Origin of the sequence: Shewanella sp. WXL01, assembly GCF_012263345.1 — a bacterium.
GTDB lineage: Bacteria > Pseudomonadota > Gammaproteobacteria > Enterobacterales > Shewanellaceae > Shewanella > Shewanella maritima.
In genome coordinates this window covers 112701-133080 of the sequence record NZ_JAAIKQ010000010.1, presented here as the reverse complement: position 1 = coordinate 133080, position 20380 = coordinate 112701, and the positions used below count along the sequence as shown (strand labels likewise).

22 protein-coding genes are annotated in these 20380 nt (G+C 44.3%); 1 reads left to right on the top strand and 21 read right to left on the bottom strand.

What is annotated here, in order from left to right; translation table 11 throughout:
- Nucleotides 1-8: 8 nt before the first annotated feature.
- From ftsL to mraZ, 3 genes are read right to left on the bottom strand one after another with little or no spacing between them, the layout of a single operon-like run.
- Entirely contained in the window at nucleotides 9-323 is a 315-nt protein-coding gene (gene ftsL, locus G3R49_RS17535) for a cell division protein FtsL (protein WP_130600355.1), read from the bottom strand.
- 12 nt (nucleotides 324-335) lie between these two features.
- Complete coding sequence (gene rsmH, locus G3R49_RS17530) at nucleotides 336-1277, bottom strand: 16S rRNA (cytosine(1402)-N(4))-methyltransferase RsmH (protein WP_130600353.1); 942 nt, start codon at nucleotides 1275-1277, stop codon at nucleotides 336-338.
- Nucleotides 1278-1307: 30 nt separating this feature from the next.
- The gene (mraZ, locus tag G3R49_RS17525) at nucleotides 1308-1766 is read right to left on the bottom strand and encodes a division/cell wall cluster transcriptional repressor MraZ (protein WP_167870534.1); all 459 of its coding nucleotides are present in this window, start codon (nucleotides 1764-1766) and stop codon (nucleotides 1308-1310) included.
- Nucleotides 1767-2226: 460 nt separating this feature from the next.
- Here mraZ and G3R49_RS17520 point away from each other — a divergent pair, with 460 nt between their 5' ends.
- On the top strand, nucleotides 2227-2514 hold the full coding sequence (locus G3R49_RS17520) for a hypothetical protein (RefSeq protein WP_167870533.1): 288 nt from the start codon (nucleotides 2227-2229) through the stop codon (nucleotides 2512-2514).
- Nucleotides 2515-2535: 21 nt separating this feature from the next.
- On the opposite strand, the gene glpK is transcribed toward G3R49_RS17520, so the two are convergent.
- The 18 genes from glpK to G3R49_RS17430 all read right to left on the bottom strand — a co-directional run bounded on the left by glpK (nucleotide 2536) and on the right by G3R49_RS17430 (nucleotide 20266).
- Entirely contained in the window at nucleotides 2536-4026 is a 1491-nt protein-coding gene (gene glpK, locus G3R49_RS17515) for a glycerol kinase GlpK (protein ID WP_167870532.1), read from the bottom strand.
- 169 nt (nucleotides 4027-4195) lie between these two features.
- Entirely contained in the window at nucleotides 4196-5539 is a 1344-nt protein-coding gene (locus G3R49_RS17510) for an outer membrane protein transport protein (RefSeq protein ID WP_167870531.1), read from the bottom strand.
- Between the two features lie 495 nt (nucleotides 5540-6034).
- Complete coding sequence (locus G3R49_RS17505; protein WP_167870530.1) at nucleotides 6035-6547, bottom strand: type II secretion system protein; 513 nt, start codon at nucleotides 6545-6547, stop codon at nucleotides 6035-6037.
- A 49-nt stretch (nucleotides 6548-6596) separates the two neighbouring features.
- The gene (locus tag G3R49_RS20255) at nucleotides 6597-7133 is read right to left on the bottom strand and encodes a type II secretion system protein (RefSeq protein ID WP_167870529.1); all 537 of its coding nucleotides are present in this window, start codon (nucleotides 7131-7133) and stop codon (nucleotides 6597-6599) included.
- A gap of 355 nt (nucleotides 7134-7488) precedes the next feature.
- Entirely contained in the window at nucleotides 7489-8022 is a 534-nt protein-coding gene (locus tag G3R49_RS17495) for a Tfp pilus assembly protein FimT/FimU (protein ID WP_167870528.1), read from the bottom strand.
- Nucleotides 8023-8214: 192 nt separating this feature from the next.
- Nucleotides 8215-8706 carry a prepilin-type N-terminal cleavage/methylation domain-containing protein gene (locus tag G3R49_RS17490; RefSeq protein ID WP_167870527.1) on the bottom strand — a complete coding sequence of 164 codons (492 nt, stop codon included), beginning with the start codon at nucleotides 8704-8706 and terminating at the stop codon, nucleotides 8215-8217.
- Between the two features lie 27 nt (nucleotides 8707-8733).
- On the bottom strand, nucleotides 8734-9243 hold the full coding sequence (locus tag G3R49_RS17485) for a type II secretion system protein (protein ID WP_167870526.1): 510 nt from the start codon (nucleotides 9241-9243) through the stop codon (nucleotides 8734-8736).
- A gap of 62 nt (nucleotides 9244-9305) precedes the next feature.
- A complete protein-coding gene (locus G3R49_RS17480; protein ID WP_130600333.1) occupies nucleotides 9306-9911 on the bottom strand; it encodes a type II secretion system protein in 606 nt (201 codons plus the stop codon).
- 369 nt (nucleotides 9912-10280) lie between these two features.
- Nucleotides 10281-10847: a hypothetical protein gene (locus tag G3R49_RS17475; RefSeq protein WP_167870525.1), complete on the bottom strand. Its 567-nt coding sequence runs from the start codon at nucleotides 10845-10847 to the stop codon at nucleotides 10281-10283.
- Nucleotides 10847-12067: a type II secretion system F family protein gene (locus tag G3R49_RS17470; protein WP_130600329.1), complete on the bottom strand. Its 1221-nt coding sequence runs from the start codon at nucleotides 12065-12067 to the stop codon at nucleotides 10847-10849. The genes G3R49_RS17475 and G3R49_RS17470 overlap by 1 nt, the downstream gene beginning before the upstream one ends.
- Nucleotides 12068-12072: 5 nt before the next feature.
- Nucleotides 12073-13833, bottom strand: a complete 1761-nt coding sequence (locus G3R49_RS17465) for a GspE/PulE family protein (RefSeq protein ID WP_167870524.1) — start codon at nucleotides 13831-13833, stop codon at nucleotides 12073-12075.
- On the bottom strand, nucleotides 13830-15155 hold the full coding sequence (locus G3R49_RS17460) for a M48 family metallopeptidase (RefSeq protein WP_167870523.1): 1326 nt from the start codon (nucleotides 15153-15155) through the stop codon (nucleotides 13830-13832). Before G3R49_RS17460 ends, G3R49_RS17465 begins: the two co-directional genes overlap by 4 nt.
- The gene (locus tag G3R49_RS17455) at nucleotides 15152-16096 is read right to left on the bottom strand and encodes an ExeA family protein (protein WP_167870522.1); all 945 of its coding nucleotides are present in this window, start codon (nucleotides 16094-16096) and stop codon (nucleotides 15152-15154) included. The genes G3R49_RS17460 and G3R49_RS17455 overlap by 4 nt, the downstream gene beginning before the upstream one ends.
- Before the next feature lie 18 nt (nucleotides 16097-16114).
- Nucleotides 16115-17797, bottom strand: coding sequence for a pilus (MSHA type) biogenesis protein MshL (gene mshL / locus G3R49_RS17450; RefSeq protein ID WP_130600321.1), 1683 nt, complete (start codon nucleotides 17795-17797; stop codon nucleotides 16115-16117).
- Nucleotides 17798-17810: 13 nt separating this feature from the next.
- Entirely contained in the window at nucleotides 17811-18107 is a 297-nt protein-coding gene (locus G3R49_RS17445) for an MSHA biogenesis protein MshK (protein ID WP_167870521.1), read from the bottom strand.
- Between the two features lie 25 nt (nucleotides 18108-18132).
- Nucleotides 18133-18789 (bottom strand): MSHA biogenesis protein MshJ, encoded by a 657-nt coding sequence (locus G3R49_RS17440; RefSeq protein ID WP_167870520.1) that lies wholly within the window; start codon nucleotides 18787-18789, stop codon nucleotides 18133-18135.
- Nucleotides 18786-19388 (bottom strand): PilN domain-containing protein, encoded by a 603-nt coding sequence (locus G3R49_RS17435; RefSeq protein WP_167870519.1) that lies wholly within the window; start codon nucleotides 19386-19388, stop codon nucleotides 18786-18788. Before G3R49_RS17435 ends, G3R49_RS17440 begins: the two co-directional genes overlap by 4 nt.
- Entirely contained in the window at nucleotides 19385-20266 is an 882-nt protein-coding gene (locus G3R49_RS17430; RefSeq protein ID WP_167870518.1) for a biogenesis protein MshI, read from the bottom strand. The genes G3R49_RS17435 and G3R49_RS17430 overlap by 4 nt, the downstream gene beginning before the upstream one ends.
- Between the last annotated feature and the right edge of the window lie 114 nt (nucleotides 20267-20380).

Sequence of the window (20380 nt, the reverse complement as noted above, 5' to 3'; positions counted from 1 at the left end):
GTGCTCAACTATTTTGTTCTAATTACAATTTCTTCTTTCGGTAACGGCCTTGCCATATTCAACTGCTTACTGGCAATGCGCGTTACTCGGCTATGCTCTGACAGCGACTGCTCTTCAAGCAGTAAATTACGCCATTCAATATCTAACTTGTCTTGCTCTTGCAGCAGCACATCCCACTTCGATGTCAATTTACGGGTAGCATCTGTAGTGATCACCACGGCAACACCGTTAAGCAACACAATAAAGCCAAGCAACACTAGCCATTTGTGATGCAAGATGTCCTGCAACACAATGCGACCTAGATTGAGTGACGACTGACTCATAATCTAACGCCGTTAGTTATCTAAGCGCTCAGCCACGCGCAGTACTGAACTACGTGCACGCGGGTTTACTTCAAGCTCAGCTTCAGATGGCTTCATCGCCTTACCAACTGCTTTAAGCTTTTTGTTCTTATTTAATTCTGCTTCAGTGATCGGCAGTCCGTGAGGCACACTTTCACCTTGGCTATGGCGGCGAATAAAACGCTTCACCATGCGATCTTCAAGCGAGTGGAAGCTAATAATTGATAGTCGACCTTGCGGCGCTAATGCCGTTAGTGACCCTTCAAGCGCCTGGTCAATTTGCTCTAGCTCGCTGTTGATATAAATGCGAATAGCCTGGAATACACGAGTCGCTGGGTGCTTATTTTTCTCTTTTTTCTTAGTGATACGAGAGATCAGATCCGCCAATTCCTTCGTTCGAGTAAAAGGCGTTTCTTGTCTGTCTGCTGCTATACAGCGAGCAATATGGCGAGCATTTTTCTCTTCGCCGTAGGTTTTAAATACCCAAGCCATATCTTCAATTTCAGCACGTGCTATCCACTGCGCAGCAGTTTCACCTTGGCTGTTATCCATACGCATGTCGAGCGGACCGTCGCGTAAGAAGCTAAAGCCACGATCAGCATCATCAAGCTGTGGCGATGACACGCCTAGGTCAAGTAGCACGCCATCGATCTTGCCAGTAAGCCCAAGATCTTCCACATAATCGGCTAACTGACCGAAACCGCCATGAACAATCTGAAAACGCTTATCATCAGCAAATTGTTTTGACGCCTCAATCGCTTGCGGGTCGCGATCGATGGCGATCAAGCGACCATTTTCACCAAGACGCTTAAGTACCTGACGGGAATGCCCACCACGACCAAACGTACCATCAATATAAATGCCGTCAGGCTTAATATTGAGGCCGTCTACCGTCTCTTTTAGCAGTACTGATAAATGGGCAAACTCTTGGCTCATGTCACTCTTCTTTTAACTAAAGGTTTTTATTTACAGGGAGAAGTCGGCCAAGCTTGGATCTTGTGAAAAGTCCATCTGCTCGATTAGCGCTTCATCATCGGCAAGTTTTTGCTGCCAACTTGCCTCATCCCATAATTCAAATTTGTTACTTACACCAACCAGCATGGTTTTCTTCTCCAGCTGTGCATATTGGCGTAACGTTGGCGGGATCACGATGCGGCTGTGCGAGTCCATTTCACAGTCCTGGGCATACCCAAGTAACTTGCGCTTAAACACGCGTTGCTTTGGATTGGTATCAGCAAGTCGTTTCAGCTTGTCTTCGACTTGCTCCCATTCGTGAAGGGGATAAATGAGTAAACAGGGATCGCTAATATCGACGGTTACAACGAGAATACCTTCATGTTGGCTGCGCAAAGACTCGCGGTATCGCGCTGGAATGGCGATCCGTCCTTTGGCATCCATGTTGATGGCACTAGCACCTCGAAGCACGTATTTAGGTCCTTGTTGTTAGCATTTGATCCACAATGATCCACTTTTTCCCACAAATGCTAAGTTTAGGGACTCAATGCAAGGGTTGTCAAGGAAAGAAAATCAGAATAAATCCAGATACCAAGCGGGTTAGCACCGATTTTAATAACTGGGACAAATCCCTCAAATTGTTGTTTAACATACAAGTTGTTGCTCAAATTGACGCTAATTGGCGTACAATATTTATACAAATCGATTTATTTTGTGGGTAATGACAGCTGCAAAAGCGCGTTGGGTGTAACTCAAAAGTAAACCAGAGTCAGCGAGTGAATAGGTAAGCATTCACATCTCACCAACCTAAACTCAGGTTGATTAGCTTGTCCTCTAAATTCATGCGAAAGTTTAAACCCTAATGGACTGGCTAAAAATCAGCCAAACTCTGCCGATAAAATAAGTAGAGGGATTAATAAAAGGAGTCGATATGAGTGGATTAGATAGCATATATGCTATGGTCGCGAGGCCGCAGCGCCTAAAATCTGAGCGTAAACGTAAAGTCGCTCAGGTTAATTCAGCTACTCAGATCCAGGCAGAGGATCACCAAGGTAACCACAATACTGAACTGTTTAACATGGCAGCGCAGCAGCGATCAGTTCAAGAAAAATTAGCCCAAAACAAAAGTAACCAACAAGCAAAAGACAAGCTGCTAACTGACGACGATGCGCCGCTTACCAATAAAACAAAACCGCACAAGATTGACGTTGAGATTTAGGTTTTAAGATTATCTCTGCCGCTACTCTACCTTATCACTCACTTGCTTCAACGCATTGTGCCAGCCCAGAAGCTTTTGTTGACGTACATCATCATCCATATGTGGCATAAACTGCTTATCTAAGCTCAATATATGCTGTAACTCTTGGGTCGAGTTCCACACGCCAACCGCGAGGCCTGCGAGAAATGCCGCGCCCAAAGCTGTTGTTTCCACCATAGCGGGACGGATAACCTCAACATTACTGACATCAGCTTGAAACTGCATCAACATATCGTTGGCACTCGCACCGCCATCTACCTTGATTTGGCTAAGCGGCATTTGCGCATCTTTGGTCATCGCCGTAATCACATCTGCAGACTGGTATGCGATAGCCTCAAGCCCAGCTCTGATCAAATGATTGCGATTAACTCCACGAGTTAACCCTACAATCGCGCCTCTAGCATCGGCATCCCAATAAGGTGCACCGAGACCGACGAATGCGGGTACTAGATAAGCACCATTGGTGTCGGCAACTTTATCGGCAAAATATTGCGTGTCTTGTGCTTCATCAATCAACCCTAACTCGTCACGCAGCCACTGAATAATCGCGCCGCCCATGAACACTGAACCTTCAAGTGCGTAGCAAGCTTGGCCATCTTGCCCCACCGCCACAGTCGTTAATAAGCCGTGAGTTGATGTCACTGCTTTATCACCCGTGTTCATCAACAAAAAACAACCTGTACCATAGGTGTTTTTTACCATACCTGGGGTGACGCACAGCTGACCAAACAATGCCGCTTGCTGATCACCCGCCATCCCCGCTATGGCAACCTCACCGCCAACAATATTAGTTGTGCCATATACATCACTTGAGCTTTTAACGTCTGGCAGCATAGATTTAGGAATATCAAACAGCTCTAGCAGCTCATCATCCCACTGCTGGGTGTGAATGTTATACAACATGGTGCGGCTGGCATTGGTCGGCTCGGTAACATGCACGCGGCCTTGGGTAAGCTTCCACACGAGCCAAGTATCAACAGTACCGAAAAGCAGCTCGCCAGCATGGGCTCTGCTCCTTACTCCATCGACGTTATCGAGTATCCATTTTACTTTCGATGCTGAAAAATAAGGGTCTAACACTAACCCTGTTTTTTGCTTAATGAGTTGCTCAGCACCTTGTGCTTTAAGAGCCTGGCAAATATCAACCGAGCGTCGACATTGCCATACGATAGCGCCATACACGGGTTTACCGGTTTGCTTGTCCCAAACAATGGTGGTTTCACGTTGATTAGTAATGCCAATTGCTGCAATTTGCTGATGAGAAATACCTGCTCTAGAGAGTACTTCAGTTAACGATGAACTTTGCGAAGACCAGATCTCCATAGGGTCGTGTTCAACCCAGCCTGCTTGGGGATAAATTTGGGTAAATTCACGCTGCGACAAAGCCACTATGTTAGCGTTGCGATCAAACACAATGGCACGTGAACTCGTGGTTCCTTGATCAAGTGCCACAATATACGGTTTATCACTCATAGCATTACCCATTATTCTTCGTTATTTGATTATAATTATTTAATATCAGTATTTTATAGCAGATATCTATAAATAAAGTATAGCTAGGTACTCAAGCCATTACCCATAAAAAAGCCCTAACCTAAGTTAGGGCTTCACGCTGTGTTAGTTATTGCAGTAGCTAAAAATTTTAGAACTTATAGTTAAGCTGCGCGCCCGCTAGCCAAACATCAGCGTTAACATCACCGCTAAAGCTAACCGCAGCTAGACCAAGTAAATCTTGAGTCTCGTTGATTGGTGCATCACCAATCCCCTTGATGTAAGTCACCGAGAAATCAACGGTTAAATTTTTAGATGCTTGATAACCTAAGCCAGTGCTGAACCATAGACGGTTTGAGTCTGGAATTGTGGTTGAGCGATACTCATCTTGCGCCGCGCCCTTATCAAGTGCCATGCCGCCACGAATTAACCACTGATCATTTAGTTGGTACGTAGTACCTAAAGCAAAGCGCCAGTTATCTTTAAAATTCTCTTCTTTAACAAGATCTGAATCAATATCACCAATTGGTTTAGTTTCACCTGGGAAGTAGGCAACTAGCTCTTTAAACACACTCCATTGAGTCCAGTTAACACTCGCGTGCATTGCCCAATTGTCAGTGAGTTGGTGATGAGATGCGAGCTCAGCAAATGCTGGTAACTCAATCGGTAAGTAACCTTCAACTTGAACGCTATCGCTACCAGTATAAAGTAGGCCAGATGCGTGACCGTCAAGCTCAAGCTCCACACCACTGTGATAAGCAAAGCCTAAACGGTGGTTTTGATTGATCTGCCAACTAGTACCAATCTGCCAACCAAAGGCGATGTCATCCCCTTCCATATACTTCAGGCTTGCACCCGCTTCTGGCAACATAGGCGCTAAATCAGGAACAAGTTGCTTAATGCCGTCGATCCAGCCTGGCATAGTCGCGCCAACATGACCTTCACCGTAAACAACACGGATACCAGCACCAACACTAAATTGCTCATTAACCTTGTAAGCAATGTTCGGGTTAAACTCAACCGTGGTAATACCCGTTTCATTGCCAAAGATAGCAGCTGCGTGAGTCGGCTCTAGCTCAGTTGCTAAACCATAGTTTGAATTAAGTGCTACACCCCAAGTCCATTGGTCGTTAATTTGGCTTGAGTAGTAAAAGTTAGGCACAAATGCGCTGCCTGCAAAGTCTTTTGCATCAGCATTAACCACAATTGGGTCTTCACCAATAAGCGGTGAGCTAATTGCTACATCACCAAGTACATCAACATTTGGTTGGATATAAATACCACCCGCTGACAATTGACGACCTTCCAGGTAAGTCAACATTGCAGGGTTGCGAGCTTGAGCAGAAGCGTTGTCAGCCATTGCCGCTTCACCTGCAAATGCGCGACCCATACCTGTAGCTGAGTATTCAGCTAACTGAAAGCCCGCCGCAGATGCCTGTGAACTCATCCCTAAGACAGCCGCAGTTACGGCCAATGTTACTACTGACTTTTTCATGAAATCTCTCTAGTTCTTTTTTGTTTTTTGGTGATTTCGAGCTGTGAGCTAATGGCTTTAATATATTAGAGAACAACAATAAATAGAGTAAAAGCTCCACCCGATTGCGGGCAAGTGTACTGCCAAATATTGGGATTGCAACTCACGTGAACCGTTTTTGTTCAAACAAAAACGTGATCTGCGTCAACAAAAGTTAACCCTAGGTAAGAAATTACGAAACACTTGTAACCTCAAGCGTAGAAAGCTATAAACAAGCAGATGTAAGATACTGATATAATGGAATATATAGCTAATTTAATAGACCAGTAATTCGCTGAAAATTCAGCAAGATTAACTCGACGGCCACTAAACAATAGAGAAAAAGTTAAAAATTTTTGTAAAAAAGCCCTCAATCAAGAGGGCTTAATCAGCAAATTGCCATCAACACCTAAACGCTTATCTGATTAGGCATACAAGAACAACCGTCACTATGGGTGATTTCACTGCAAGTAATGCCTAGCAGTCTGAAGGGCGAGGCATAGCTAAGTATTCAGTGTCTGCAGGATCGGCTTTTACATCACTTCTAAAGCTTGGCAATGCGCCTTCGGTTTGCGCTTCAGTGTATAGAATGTAGCAATTGTCAGGCGCATCCACTTGCTGGATCTTAACCACACCTGCGGAAGCATCAGTCAATGTCCACTCGCTTGTATCTAGTTGTACAGCTTTAACAATCTCAGCCTGTTTGCCTTCCATATAGCCAAAGCGTGTACTCACAATTTTTAATGCATCAATCGCAACGCTACCACGATCACTATTTGCACCTTTTTTCTCTTCGCCAGCAAGTGCTGCCTTAGAATATACCAGCGTATTGCCACCTTGAATTGCTGCCTTAACCCCCTGCAGTGTTGATACACGGGCATCACCTTGCAAATTAATAAACTTCGGTGCTGCAGTGACCGCTAAAATGCCTAGAATAATGATCACAACGACCAGTTCAATAAGGGTAAAACCCTGTTGAGACGACTTCATACTGACTCTCTTAATGTAGTAAATAAAACGAAATAACTTTAACTTGGAACTAGCAATCCGATGCTGCAGGTAAAGGGCCAAAGGTTGGTTGGCTTTGAGCATTTTGTGCTGGGTAATAATGCAGAGCGCAGTTCGCTGGTGCACCCTTCTGCCAAATAGTTAGCTGGTTGATATCTTGAGAGTTACTGCCATCATAGGCTGTCCACTCACTACCTTCATCAACAGCAATAGTAGGGTCAGTGCGACTAGTGGCTAGGTTAAAGCTTTCCCCCAGTACCTGGCCAACTTGAGGCATGCTGGCACCTATATATCCGTATGCTGTATATAGGTAAAGCTTGTGACCATCTTTGTCCACTGAGCCAATATCCACTTCACCGCTTTGTTTTTTCTCTTCTCCTGCAAGCGACGCTTTTGAATAAACCAAACTATTGCCGCTTTGAATCGCAGCTTTCATACCTTTTAGACTCGATAAACGAGCATCGCCTTGTAGGTTGATAAATTTGGGAGCAGCAACGACCGCAAGTATCCCCAAAATAATAATCACCACTACAAGCTCAATAAGGGTAAAGCCCTGCTGTGTACGCATATATAATTTCCAGATTTGATAATACTTAAACTGCACACCAACTGAAGCCAGCCAAACAAGGTAGCGAAGGCACATGCTTGATAATTAAAAAGGTGTGCAAGTAAAAAATGAATAGGAGGGATTATATCGCTCAAACCAGCTGATTTAGATAATTTGATGGTGACACTTTGTAAATATGACAATTACAACATACTGAATTAAAACAAAATTTAACATTAAACTAATTCAAGTTAACATTTAGAGTCGCTTGTGACTTTAAATAAGAGAAAGTAGTCAAAAGTAAACATGCCAAGACTAAATTAAGTATTGGCATTATTCGTTCTAAACAGATTAAAGACTAGCTAGAGTAAGACGATTAACAGCCACTTGCTTTAACCACATAGGTAGGAATTTGATCAGCTGCAGCTGCGGGCGTGTACTCTAAAAAACACTCTTTAGTGTCATCGGCAATATAAGGCGAGCCAGCCTGAAATAACTTAGCTGTTTTAGCACCATCTTCACCTAACTCAATGTACCAATCAGCAGAGTTACTTGGGTCTGTATCTAATGAAATATCCATGGCATTAATTAACTCAACGTCTGTTGACTGCAAATACCCAAAATTAAGTTTAGCGTCTGTGCCTGTGCCGATATCGACCCTAGACGTGCCGCTATCTGAAGCCACAGCATCACCTACATCTTGCACACCATTAATGGCCGCCTTTGAATAAGTGATAGTATTCGCCCCTTGAATTGCCCCTTTCAAACCATTCAACGTAGAAGTGCGCGCATCGGTTTGCAAATTTATAAACTTAGGCGCAGCGACTACCGCCAAAATACCTAAAATTATAATGACTACAACAAGCTCAATAAGGGTGAACCCTCGCGCCATCTTTACAGAGTTAATCATCGTTATTCCATCTCACCACAAATAAATCAAATACTTGCCCAACTATCATAGACCAAGCTAGGCAACCGCACAGATTATATCCAACTTTGTCTGTTCAATTAATACTCTGGTTGTAATTGAATTAACTAACAAGCTCCAGACACAAAAAAGCCCACTTCATAAGAGTGGGCTTTTAAATTTAGATTTAGCTAATTAGCAACCTGTAGCTTTCACTTCATACGTAGGTAAGGCACCAGCAGATTGAGCTGGGGTATACTCTAAATGACAATCAACTGCAGGGCTTGAACCTGTACCGTCATCATATGGAGAGTTAGTTTGATATAAAACAGTAGCTTCAGTTTGATCACTACCCGCTACAATTGTCCACTCCGACGTTGTATCGAGTTGCAAAGCCGTAGTGATTGAAGTTGCATCGTTTTGTAAATACCCGTATCGAGCCGACACGTTATCGGTATCACTAATCGCGACAGTTTCATCATCACCTTTCTCTTGGCCTGCAATAGCAGCTTTCGAGTAAACCAAGGTATTTGCACCTTGTAACGAACCTTTCAAACCATTTAAAGTCGAGGTGTAAGCATCACCCTGCAAGTTTATAAACTTAGGTGCAGCAGTAACTGCTAAGATACCTAGAATAATGATGACTACTACTAATTCGATCAGTGTAAAACCTTGTTGCTTACGCATTTGTAACTCCGAAATTACTTCTTATTATTAACAATCAGTTGCTGCTGGGATAGCTGAAAACGTCGGTAACGCACCAGCAGATGCTGCAGCAGTGTATGTTAGCTTGCATGTTGATGGGGCACCTACTTGCCAAAAATCACCTGTAGCAGCATCGAAAATCCACTCGGTTGTTAAACCTGCGGCTCCAGGGTCTGTGCCAGCAGCGACATCAATTTGCACTGCATTTTGAAAATTAACAAGCAATGCTGTCATGTAGCCATAATCAGTTGTCACGTCTACGTTAGTTGCAGGGTTTGCTGATGCATCACCAGAGATGGTAACCGTTTGACTCGTGCCCTTCTCTTTGCCCGCTAAAGCAGCTTTAGAATAGACTAAAGTGTTTGCACCTTGAATAGATGCTTTTAAACCTTGAAGAGCAGATACGCGAGCATCGCCTTGCAAGTTGATGAATTTAGGAGCAGCTGTAACCGCCAAAATACCCAGGATGATGATAACTACCACCAACTCAATTAATGTAAAACCTTGTTGCTTTTGCATGTTAACGACCTCTTAGCATTTCTGACTTGATAGCCAGGCTATCGTATAGATTTGAATCTGTTTTAGTTATTAGTGAATGACAATACCTGACCCGTTGCTGGGTTATAGGTAATGCCTTTAGCACCGGCTGTATTTAAATCTGGAGCAGGCGTTGGTACACCTGTAGTTTGGTTTAGCACTAGCGACGCAACCTGGTGGTATACACATAGGTCAATGCCAGAAACCGTTGTGCCATCAATAGCTGTTGAGCTGCCGCCTACGCCATTGAGTACGCGTACCGTGTAGCGTTGGTTACGAGCATCAGCATTATAAAGTACGTTACGAGGCGCACTTTGCAGCACGTTATTAAAGATTTCCTGACAGTGCGTGTCTGTTACTGAAGTAACATCGGTATTGGTTAAGCCTGTTGGAAAACCAAAACGAGTGTCTAATGAGATACTGGTGCCATCTAAAATCACTGCAGTATTACGGCGACCATCAACTTCCCACTGTGCTCGCACAAAGCCTACCGCAGTCGATAAACCACCAGCAACACCGTCGATACTCGCATTTTCAGCATCATCAGTTACGTTTAAAAAACGCGGAATAGCTGTTGCAGCCAATAAACCTAAAATCACAATCACGATAACCAGTTCGATTAACGAGAAGCCTTTTTGCTTTGTAACCATAAAATCACCTTTTAAACCTAGCTACCCCATTGAGTAACCCACAAATCACGTGTAAAGACTCAGTTCTACAAAGTTAGTCGCTATACCGCCCTAAACACGGTTTAAAAGTGAATAAGTAATCCACATAAAACCCTACTAACTTTGTTACAATTCAATAACTTTAATGATAATTACAGCTACTAAATACCTAGCATTAATATTAGCAGCTAAATTAAAATAACCAACCGTAATACACAAGTATTATTAACGGTTTGTATGCCACTTTTTGACAATTACTCACAAATATTAAAACCCGTTCCAACTCGGGTTGCACCTTACTTTAGCTAACTTTACCTAACTTTAGTTAAGTTGATTAAGCTTTAAGCAGGGTTAATTGCCTCCCGCAAAATAAATCACTCGCCCAGAGCTCACTTGATAGCTGACACTATCATTGTTATCGGCCATGTAGCGGCAAATTTTATTTTTTGCATCATAGCTAACACTGAGCTCATCTGTACTACTGGCAAGTAATTGATGCCACAAACGGTAACATCCCGCTTTATTTTCCGTTTCTAATAACGGCCAACCATTAGCAGAAAGCGAGATTCTATTATCGGTAAAACCTAAGTTACTTAAATCGGTCTCGTCTTCGCTTGAGTTTGCGCCATTATCTTGACCAGTTACACCTTGATTAGATGCCTGCATATTTGAGGCCAAGCTATCCCAATCTAACAGCAAGCTCGATGGGCGACCTGACGACAGCCACTGGCTGCGAACCATAGCCAAGATATTAAGCAAACGTTTATGCTCGATTGCCAGACTCTGCCCCACCAGACTTGGGATGGAGCTAAAATGCCTATATCCCAAAACACCTAGCACTATGACTAAAATCGTAACGGATATGATGCGACCATAAGCCTTGATGATGTCATGCTCGGCGAATTGTTGCTTTTCCACTAACCGCCACCTTTCACAACATTGAGCATATCCCACATAGGCAGGTAAATACCCAAGGCTAGAATGAGCACTATGCCTGCAACAAAACCAATTAAGATTGGCTCTAACTTAGCGGTCAAATTCTTGAGGTCATAATCAACCTCACCTTCATAAAAGTCTGCAGCATCGGTAAGTAGCTGATCGATTTGTCCAGTTTCTTCACCTACAGCAACCATTTGCAGCACTAGGGGTGTAAACATCTCACTGTTGTTGGACACCCTAAGCATTGACTCACCCGATTCAATACCGCGTCGCATGTTAACGATTTTGTCATGCATATAGGCGTTGTCGACCGCATCAGCAACCAAACTTAATGCTTGTGTCATTGGCACACCAGCGCTGAGCATCATCGAGAAGCTGCGGCAATAACGTGACAGGGTCGAACGCTCAATAATGGAGCCAACCGCTGGAATGTGCATCTTCCACTTATCCCACTGTTTCTCACCTTTTTCTGTTTGGTGCCATACTCGAACGCCAACCACAACACCAACTAATGCCACCAGCATGTGCGGCCAGTAATTCACAAAAAGGTTAGATGTTGAAATAAGTAGTTTCGTTGCCCAAGGCAGCTCAGCGCCGAAGCGCGAGAACATATCTGCAAACTTAGGGATCACCATGATATTGAGGATCACCATTGCTAGTGCAATGGCGAGCAAAACAAACATAGGGTAGCGCATCGCCGACTTAATTCGCCTGCGAGTTTCCTGCTCGCGCTCGATGTAACCTGACAACTGGAGAAAAGCCTCATCTAGCTTACCTGTGTTTTCGCCGACATGAACCATAGACACAAATAAAGAATCGAACACATCAGGGTGCTGATTCATCGCCGATGAAAGCGGGCGGCCAGATGTAAGCTGCTCAGAAATATCATCAAGCGCATCTTTCATCCTTTGAGAGTGGGTGGTTTCAGACAATCCAGCAATAGCCCGAAGAATAGGAATACCTGATCGCGTTAACGAGTACATCTGGCGAGTAAAAATTTGCAGCTCTTCTAACGAAACCTTACTGCCGAAAATACTCGCAAGTGAAATCCCCTTGCCCTGTTTTACCTCTCGTAACTCTAATGGAATAATACCGCGAGACAGCAAGGTATCCGCTGCAGCACTCTCACTGGCAGCTTCAAGCTGGGCTTTTACAGACTGCCCTTGTGCGTCTCTTCCGCGATATTCAAATAATGCCATATAGCTTAAATCCCGCCATGAGGTTGATTAACTAACTCATCCGCTAATGGGACTGTCGACTCGCTTACGTCTTCTACAAGTTTAGCGACTTCTTCAATAGTTGTAGTGCCTCGTTGTAAATACTCCATGGCCGATTCGGCTAACGGAATAAAGTTAGGGCTTTGTTTAGCAGCACGAGCAAAGTCTTGTGGATTACCGGTACGCATTGCATCAATCATGTTTTCGTCTAACTCAAGTATTTCGAAAATACCAATACGTCCACGATAGCCCGAGCCATTACAGCTTTGACACCCTGTTCCTTTTCTAAATTTCGCCTGAGCTAAATCAATGTGGCCAACACTAGACAGCCAGCTACGCTCAGCTGCAGTAGGCTGATAGTCAACTGCGCAGTTATTACATACTCGACGTACCAGTCGCTGAGCAATAATCACTCTTAGCGCACTTGCAACTAGGTAAGCCGCCGCGCCCATATCAAGTAAACGCAGCGCACTGGTTACCGCATCATTGGTATGCAAAGTTGACAGAACGAAGTGACCAGTCAATGCACCTCTAAGACCAATTTCGACAGTCTCTTGATCACGCATCTCACCCACCATGATGATGTCCGGGTCTTGACGTAAGGTTGTTCTTAAAACGTGCGAAAAATCGAGACCAATCTTATGGCTCACTTGCACCTGATTGATCCTAGGTAACTGATACTCAACTGGGTCTTCTACAGTAATAATCTTTCTATCAGCAGTATTTAACTCACTCAAGATACCGTAAAGCGTGGTAGTTTTACCGCTACCTGTCGGCCCGGTGACCAACAACATGCCATGAGGTCGACGAATTTGTTTGCGAATGCGATCGACAATCGCCGGCGGCATACCGGTTTCATCAAGGGTACGTAAGCCAGCGGTTTGGTCGAGTAAACGCATTACTACTGACTCACCGTGATAAATCGGCATGGTGGACATACGAACGTCAATCTTGTGCCCATTAATCTCAATATGGAAACGGCCATCTTGAGGCAAACGTTTCTCTGAAATATCCAGACCTGCCATCAACTTCAAACGCAGCACCAACGCCGAGGCAATGTTTACCTCATTTAAGGTGTTTTCATGTAGCTGACCATCAATACGCTGACGGATCCTCAGCACAGTTTCGCCTGGCTCAATATGAATATCCGATGCGCGCATTTGCACCGCATCTTCAAAAATCGACTGCAGCAGTTTTACAACGGTAGTTTCACTATCGCTGTCGCCTTGAGTTAAGTTCGCCAAATCGAACATATCGTCGGCGGCGTATTCTTCTTCTAACTTACCGGCAATTTCAGCAATTTGATCTGTGCGTCGATATAAATTATCAAAAGCATCAAGCAACTGTTGCTCAGGACAAACAGCTAACTTTAACTGCTTGGGCGCTATCAAGACTTCAAGATTGTCGATAGCTTGTAAATCAGCAGGGTCGCTCATTGCCACCAGTAAGTGGTCATGATGACTTTCAACCACTAACGCACGATAGCGGCGCGCTTGCACTTCCGGCAGTAAATTAACCACTTCAGGTGGAATTGGGCGGCGGCTGATATCCAAATAAGGTAAATTCAACTGCTGAGACAAAAATTGCAGCAGTTGATTTTCACTGATGCACTGTAAGTCAATTAAGGTGCGACCTAACTTGCGGCCAGTATTGCGCTGCTCAGAAAGGGCTTGCTGCAGTTGATCTTCAGTAATAATCTGCTCTTGAACTAGCAAATCACCTAATCGCATCTTCAACTTCGGCTTCATAGGTTATCTCCTAACTCTCGTAAACGGTTTTCCATATAGTTAATTGCGGCGTTTGACAGCCCATTGGTGTCAAGTGCTGAGCGGTATGCCTGAGCAGCCTGGGCATAAGATTGCTGCGAGTCGAGTGCATAACCTAACCCCATCCACCAACGACCCTGATTAGGCTCAACACGTACTAGGTTACGATAAGCTTGCTCTGCTAACTGTGGTCTTTTCGCTTGCTGAGCTATGGCACTTTGCTCGATCCACTTATCGCGAGCCCACATACTGTTATCGGCAATATTGTCTAATTTGGCTAAAGCTCTATCGTACTCACCATTTGCCGATAAGTAATTAGACATCAATACATAAAATTCCAACTCATTTGGGTACATACTTACGCCGCGTTCTAGCACACGGATTGACCTAGTAGTATTTTGCATTTGATGGTGGGCAGCTGCTAAACGTTTTCTCGCCTCGTGATAGTCAGGCTTAATCATGATAGCTTCAAGATAATAGTTGGTAGCGCGTTCAAGGTTGAAGTTATCTTCAGCATCTATCGCCTTGGCAAACTCTCGCTGAGCTAATTGCGCTTTACTTAGTACTACCTCTTTAACCACCATCTGAGCGGGTTTTATCTCATCCTTTGCAGGCTTAACCTTAGCGACAGTCGCGGTTTCAGCAGGCTTATCATCAATAGCTTTGCTCGCATTTTCAGTGGCAGATTTGGCGACTTCTTTAACCTGAATATCTTTACTATCTTGTTCCGTTGGCTTTTCAGCTGAGGCTAACTCTATTGCTTCAGGTTTAACTGCAACTTCAGCGTCAGGGCTAGCCTGATTAGCATTGGTGACACTCACCTCAGTAGCGGCAGTGGCTGATTCATTCGCGACTAAATCAGCGCTCGACTTTTCGCTCACCGAGTTTTCACTTAGCGGCTTTTCGCTTAAGCTTGCCGCGACCACAACAGGCTCTGTAGGTTCAGCTAGTGCTGATGTATCTTGCTCAGTTGCGTCAGCTTGAGGCTGCAAATCTTGAGGTACTGTTGAAGTCTTATTAAGCGCTGGTTGCGATGCGGTGTCCGGCGCTGTTTGCGGTAAAGATTGCGATGAAGACTGCAGTAAATACACGCCAATAGCTGCAGTAGGGATCAGTAAACCTAATAAAATCACTAACGGCTTAGAAACCCTTGCACCTTTGAACTTGGACGTCTGTGATTGCTGTTGGTAATCAAGTTGTGGGCGAACAAATTCACTACGTGCAGACTCTTCCTTGGCCTCTTGCTCACCTTGAGGTTGCTGCCTTTTGTCCAAATCTTGCAGCATCTTATTAATTACACTCATATCAAATCTCTCATTCGTGCAAGTAAGTCACTGCAACAATCCTGTTGTATTCCACTAACGACAGCTGCAATGGCTACAAGTAACGCCAGCAACCAGCCCCATTTATAACGATTCGAAACAACACTCTGTAACTCAACATCTTCGGTATCGATCACTGCGCCGCGGCAATGCTTGATACTCACCTGTTTGGCGCCTTCACCAAAGCACAACAGTAGGCTTTTATGAGCGAGAATGTTGACCAAACGCGGGATACCACGCGCTGCTTTTGCGAGAAACTTAACATCAGCCTCAGTAAATAGATTATTGCCTTGATAGCCGGCAACCTTAAGCCTGTGCAACATGTAAGCCTGTACTTCGTCCCAGCTGAGCGGACGTAAATGATAACTAAAGGTGATGCGCTGCCTAAGCTGCCTAAACTTCGCTGTACTTAAGCGCTCATCTAACTCTTGCTGACCAAACAGAACAACTTGCAAAAGCTTGCTACTTTCAGTTTCGAGGTTAGTAAAAAGTCTTAATGCCTCGATACTGTCATCAGGTAAAGATTGAGCTTCATCCAACACTAAAATAACGTGATAACCTTTTTGATGCAGTTCCATCAAACGCTTTTGGATAAGTAAGGTTAATTGCTGCTGATTAGTATCGCCTGGCGCATCGACTTTAAGCTCGTTGGCAACCGCCCACCTTAGCTCAACTGGAGTTAAGTATGGGTTAGGTAGATAGGCACAATAGTATTGCGTTGGTAAATCGCTAAGTAACTTACGGCATACCAGTGTTTTACCTGTACCCACCTCACCAGTTACCTTAATAAAGCCTTCACCGGTTTCAATGGCTGTTTGCAGCACTTGTAGCGCCTCTACATGAGGCGCTAAGCCAAAAAAGAATTCAGTATTTGGCGTTAAAGTGAATGGAAACTGTGATAAACCAAAATGCTGCAAATACATGTTCGCGTCTCTTCGGCATTACTGCTCAGAAGGATACCAACGCTCGATTAAGTCTTGTGAACGCTGTAACTCATTCGCCCAGGTATCACCGCCCACCACTGTCGGCTTAAGCATAATGATGAGTTCAGTCTTCTTGGTTGATTGACTTCTATTAGTAAAGGCTTCCCCCAAAAGAGGAATATCACCCAGTAGCGGAACCTTTGATACTAGCTCAACGCTATCGCTCTTCATCAAACCACCAATGACTACAACGTCACCTGACGCAGCTTTAATGACAGTGTCAGACTCGCGGATCTCACTTTGTGCAAGCGGCAGTTCAAGGGTTGAGTCACTGACTTTAATCTCTTTAGTTTGCTCTTTAACGTCGATGACTGAAGGGTGAACATGTAATAGTACATTGCCATCTTCATCAATTTGAGGGGTAACATCTAACGCGATACCAGAGAAGAATGGCGTTAGCTCGACCTGCGGCGTTGTCACTGGCGTAGTACCTGCAACGGTTGTTGACGATACGTCAGTCACAAAATACTCATCATTACCAACTTTAATCACCGCTTTTTGGTTGTTAGACGCAGTTACGCGTGGGCTTGAAAGCACATCAACATCACCTTGGGTATCGAGCAAGCTGATCATGGTATTAAAGTCACTACCTTTAACATTGATAGATGTAACCCCGCCAATCACGCTCGTAATAGAGTCGCTTAAGCCCTGACCTGCACCGGTACCAAAGGTAATGTCGGTATCACCAATATGGCCAACAACATTGTCCCATTGAATACCTTGCTGGTAACCATCAGACAGAGTCACTTCTAAGATTTTCGCTTCTAAGATCACCTGACGCTGCAAATGCGACTCGGCCTTTTTAATAAACTCACGCACCTGGCGCAGTTCATTTGGATAAGCGCGAATCGTCACTAAACCTGCTTGTGGGGTGATCACAACCTTACGACCATCACCAGTGTGACCAATAATTGAAGCCAGCGTATCTTCTAGCTCACCCCAGAAGTCAGTTTTGGTTTTTGAACGAATAAAAGTGCCATTAGTGTTGTCACTGCTATTGTTATTGTTGTTATTGCCGTTGGAGTTATTACTACTATTATTGCTGAAGTTGTTCGAGCTGTTGTTACTGCTGTTATTGTTGTTCGAATTATTATTGTTATCTGAAATGCGGCCCGAGCTAACAGAGGTTAACGATAACCCTTCACGTTCCATGTACAAGTAGTTCAGCGGGAAAGTCTCTGTACGCATACCTGCTGGGAAAATACGTAATATGCGGCCTTCACGACTCACTTCATAACCGTAAATATCCTCTACCACTTGCACCGCTTCAGAAAGGGTCACACCTTTTAACGATAAGGAAATACTGCCCTCTACATCTGGATGCACTGCAACGCTTAATGGCGTGCCTTTAACCAGGCTTGGAAAGAACACTTTTGCATCCACATCATTTGCCGACACATCAAAACGTCGCTCAGCTGGGCGAGCCGGACTTGTAGCAGCAATATTGCGTGAGTTATTCAGTTCAGCTTGCACATCTGCAGGCATAACCGCAGGTGGTGGAGTAGCTTTAGCTGGCGCAGTAGCAGTTTGCACAGACTCATTTAACGCGCCTTTAACAGCTGTCGGCTCAGGACGATTAGTAGACTGACAAGCCACTAAACATAGGGATAGTACTGGGGTTAAAATTTTCAACGATTTCATTATATTGCCGTTCCTATCTCTTTATAACCGACTTGAATAATTGCAACTTGCCGCCATCAGAAAAGTTGACGTAGTCATCGCCTATATACGACACTCTACGCCCTTGAATCACTTCACCGACGGATACGATTTGGTCGTTAATCACGGCATGGCGATTAGCACCAGTCACAATACTCTTTAGCACTAATTTCTGGGTTGTTGTTTGCGATGACGATGTCACAACCTGGCCTTTTCCTGGCCTAGTTGGGTCGCGCAGTGTTTGGCTAGTTGCAGGCAAGCTCGCTAGCAATGACAAACATGTCACAACCACTAGCCAACTCTTTTTACTTAGCCAATTAATCTTGCTTAGCAACACCGATAAAGTCCTTATTAATGCTCAATGTGTACATTTCCAACTCAATAGTACCTTTAGGATAACTATCAACCTGGTAATCTAATCGTTCCCAAAATAGTTTGTCTGGCATATCTTCAACGGCTTGCACAAACTTCATAATGGAAAAGTAGTCACCGGTAAGCGATAAGCGAATGCCGTGACTGTATAAGTTCATTTTCTCTTGCTCACCAACTTGGATCAGTGGCACTGGCGGGATTGATGCGAACGACTCTAAAGTCACGCCCTTCATGTTTGCCAATAAATTAGATAGCACCGTCGGCATATAGTCTGCTGGCACCATATCAATCATCTGCGACTTAAGCTCAGCATCAACTTGCGCCATTTGCTCTTCAAGCAACACCAAACGCTGACGATAATCGTCATTTGGGTCTAAGGTTAAGCGCTGCTCATACAAAGCGATTTGCTGCTCAGAAATACGATTTTCATTCTCAAGGCTAGTTAACTGCCCTTTCAGTCGTTGCAGATCTTTAAATTGGCCTTCAAGCAAGGTAAACGCCACCATAGCAACGATAATAATGACTACTAACGCAATAAGTCCGCGCTCGCGCTGGCTAAGGTCATTAAACTTAGTTTCTAATTGTTGCCACTGCTGATTCACTGCTCACTCTCCTCAACAGGGGTACTGGTTAGCTTAAATGCCAATGGTTTATCTTCCCCACGGTTCATGGTCATTGAGGCAAACGAGTAACCTTTTAAGGTTTCAGTACCTTTAAGCTTTTCAACCCACATAGGAATGCTTTGCGCCGTTGAGCCGTAACCTTCAAACTCATATTTACCGTCATTAACCTGAATGCGACTTAACCAAACTGACGAATCAGACACCTTGGCAAGATCCATCAATAATGGAGAATAGCCCATGCTGACTTCAGAACGTCTGGCACTTAGCTCGCCCTTGAGTAACTGTTTAAGCTCGAGCCTTTTTTGCTCTAGCTCGACTTTAGCAACCAAAGCTGCGTCAGGTTGTCTTGCTGCAATTTGTGCTTCTAGTTGCTGCTTTTTAAGATCAAATGTCGATTTTTGTGCTTGCGCGGCAATGATTTCATTGTTGCGCTGCGAGCTTTGCCACGCTAGACCCATTCCAATAAACAAGGCAACAACTACCATTACTGCGCTCGTTACCATCAAGCGCTTAAACGACAGCCTTAGTTTAGGCGGCAGCAGGTGACTGGAATATAAATTTACTGTCTGCTTGGTCATGCTTGGCCTCGCACTAATTCATGCATAGCTAACTTTGCCACAAAGTTGGCTACACCCTGATGTTCTACTTCTTGCACGGTTTGGTTAAAGTTAGCAGCCACTAACTCAGTCAAGCGCGCAGCTTCACCGCCAACAAGTAATTTGATTGACGATACAGGCGGCTGACGTAGCTGACTTTCAAAATAATCCATTGAGCGCTGGATCTCTAAGCTCAAGTTATCAGCCATGCCATAACCTAGCTCTTCAGCTTTCACCGTATCTAACTGGTTAAAGCCGCGAATACGGCGGTGCATTAATAACTGCCCAGCTTTTACCACAGACAGTAACAACTCTTGCTCAGGAAGGTGCATCACCAACAGGTGCGCCATCGGGTCATCTTTGAATAAATGTCTGAGAGCCAACTCTTCAATGCTAATGCCATTAACGCTAAAGCCAAGGTCATCGCAAATCACCGCAAGCTCAACCAAGAACTCACGGCTGCAAATCACCACGTTAACTTTGTCGTTATTAGTCACTGGGCTTTCAAAATAATCGAGATGAATATTGGTAACTGGCTCAGTTACCATATCTTTGATTTGCCAGATCAATGCCTGGTTAACTTCAGAGGGTTCAACGTTGGGTTTGTCAGCTTGCAGTAGCTGATATAAGCCATCAGATAGAATGATTTGTAATTTAGCAGCGCCAAATTGAGACTTCATCGCTTCAAACGCGTCCCGCCACTGACCATTGCTCACTTCATACGTGACAGCTTGTTCTGGCGCGTCGTTTTTAGCGGCCTGGTAAACATAAATTGCGCTTTCGCTTACAAACACGCCCAACTCGCCCGACGCAGAGTGAGTTTGCCAAAACGCCAACTTTTCAAAAAAGCGATTACTCATTTATGCTTTCCATAGTCTTATAAAGCACGTGGTGCTTATATTTATCTGCATTTACTATGCATGTGTATATTGACAAAAATACAACATTAGTTGTGATTTACCGTCAAAATTTGT

Coding starts and splice junctions, on each gene's coding strand:
- G3R49_RS17470 (WP_130600329.1), bottom strand. CDS start 12,067: ATGGCATTATTTGAATATCGCGGAAGAGACGCACAAGGGCAGTCTGTA.
- G3R49_RS17435 (WP_167870519.1), bottom strand. CDS start 19,388: ATGACCAAGCAGACAGTAAATTTATATTCCAGTCACCTGCTGCCGCCT.
- G3R49_RS17505 (WP_167870530.1), bottom strand. CDS start 6,547: ATGAAGTCGTCTCAACAGGGTTTTACCCTTATTGAACTGGTCGTTGTG.
- G3R49_RS17510 (WP_167870531.1), bottom strand. CDS start 5,539: ATGAAAAAGTCAGTAGTAACATTGGCCGTAACTGCGGCTGTCTTAGGG.
- G3R49_RS17455 (WP_167870522.1), bottom strand. CDS start 16,096: ATGTATTTGCAGCATTTTGGTTTATCACAGTTTCCATTCACTTTAACG.
- G3R49_RS17520 (WP_167870533.1), top strand. CDS start 2,227: ATGAGTGGATTAGATAGCATATATGCTATGGTCGCGAGGCCGCAGCGC.
- glpK (WP_167870532.1), bottom strand. CDS start 4,026: ATGAGTGATAAACCGTATATTGTGGCACTTGATCAAGGAACCACGAGT.
- G3R49_RS17490 (WP_167870527.1), bottom strand. CDS start 8,706: ATGCGTAAGCAACAAGGTTTTACACTGATCGAATTAGTAGTAGTCATC.
- G3R49_RS17495 (WP_167870528.1), bottom strand. CDS start 8,022: ATGATTAACTCTGTAAAGATGGCGCGAGGGTTCACCCTTATTGAGCTT.
- G3R49_RS17460 (WP_167870523.1), bottom strand. CDS start 15,155: ATGAGTGTAATTAATAAGATGCTGCAAGATTTGGACAAAAGGCAGCAA.
- G3R49_RS20255 (WP_167870529.1), bottom strand. CDS start 7,133: ATGCGTACACAGCAGGGCTTTACCCTTATTGAGCTTGTAGTGGTGATT.
- rsmH (WP_130600353.1), bottom strand. CDS start 1,277: ATGAGCCAAGAGTTTGCCCATTTATCAGTACTGCTAAAAGAGACGGTA.
- G3R49_RS17485 (WP_167870526.1), bottom strand. CDS start 9,243: ATGCAAAAGCAACAAGGTTTTACATTAATTGAGTTGGTGGTAGTTATC.
- ftsL (WP_130600355.1), bottom strand. CDS start 323: ATGAGTCAGTCGTCACTCAATCTAGGTCGCATTGTGTTGCAGGACATC.
- G3R49_RS17480 (WP_130600333.1), bottom strand. CDS start 9,911: ATGGTTACAAAGCAAAAAGGCTTCTCGTTAATCGAACTGGTTATCGTG.
- G3R49_RS17430 (WP_167870518.1), bottom strand. CDS start 20,266: ATGAGTAATCGCTTTTTTGAAAAGTTGGCGTTTTGGCAAACTCACTCT.
- mshL (WP_130600321.1), bottom strand. CDS start 17,797: ATGAAATCGTTGAAAATTTTAACCCCAGTACTATCCCTATGTTTAGTG.
- G3R49_RS17465 (WP_167870524.1), bottom strand. CDS start 13,833: ATGAAGCCGAAGTTGAAGATGCGATTAGGTGATTTGCTAGTTCAAGAG.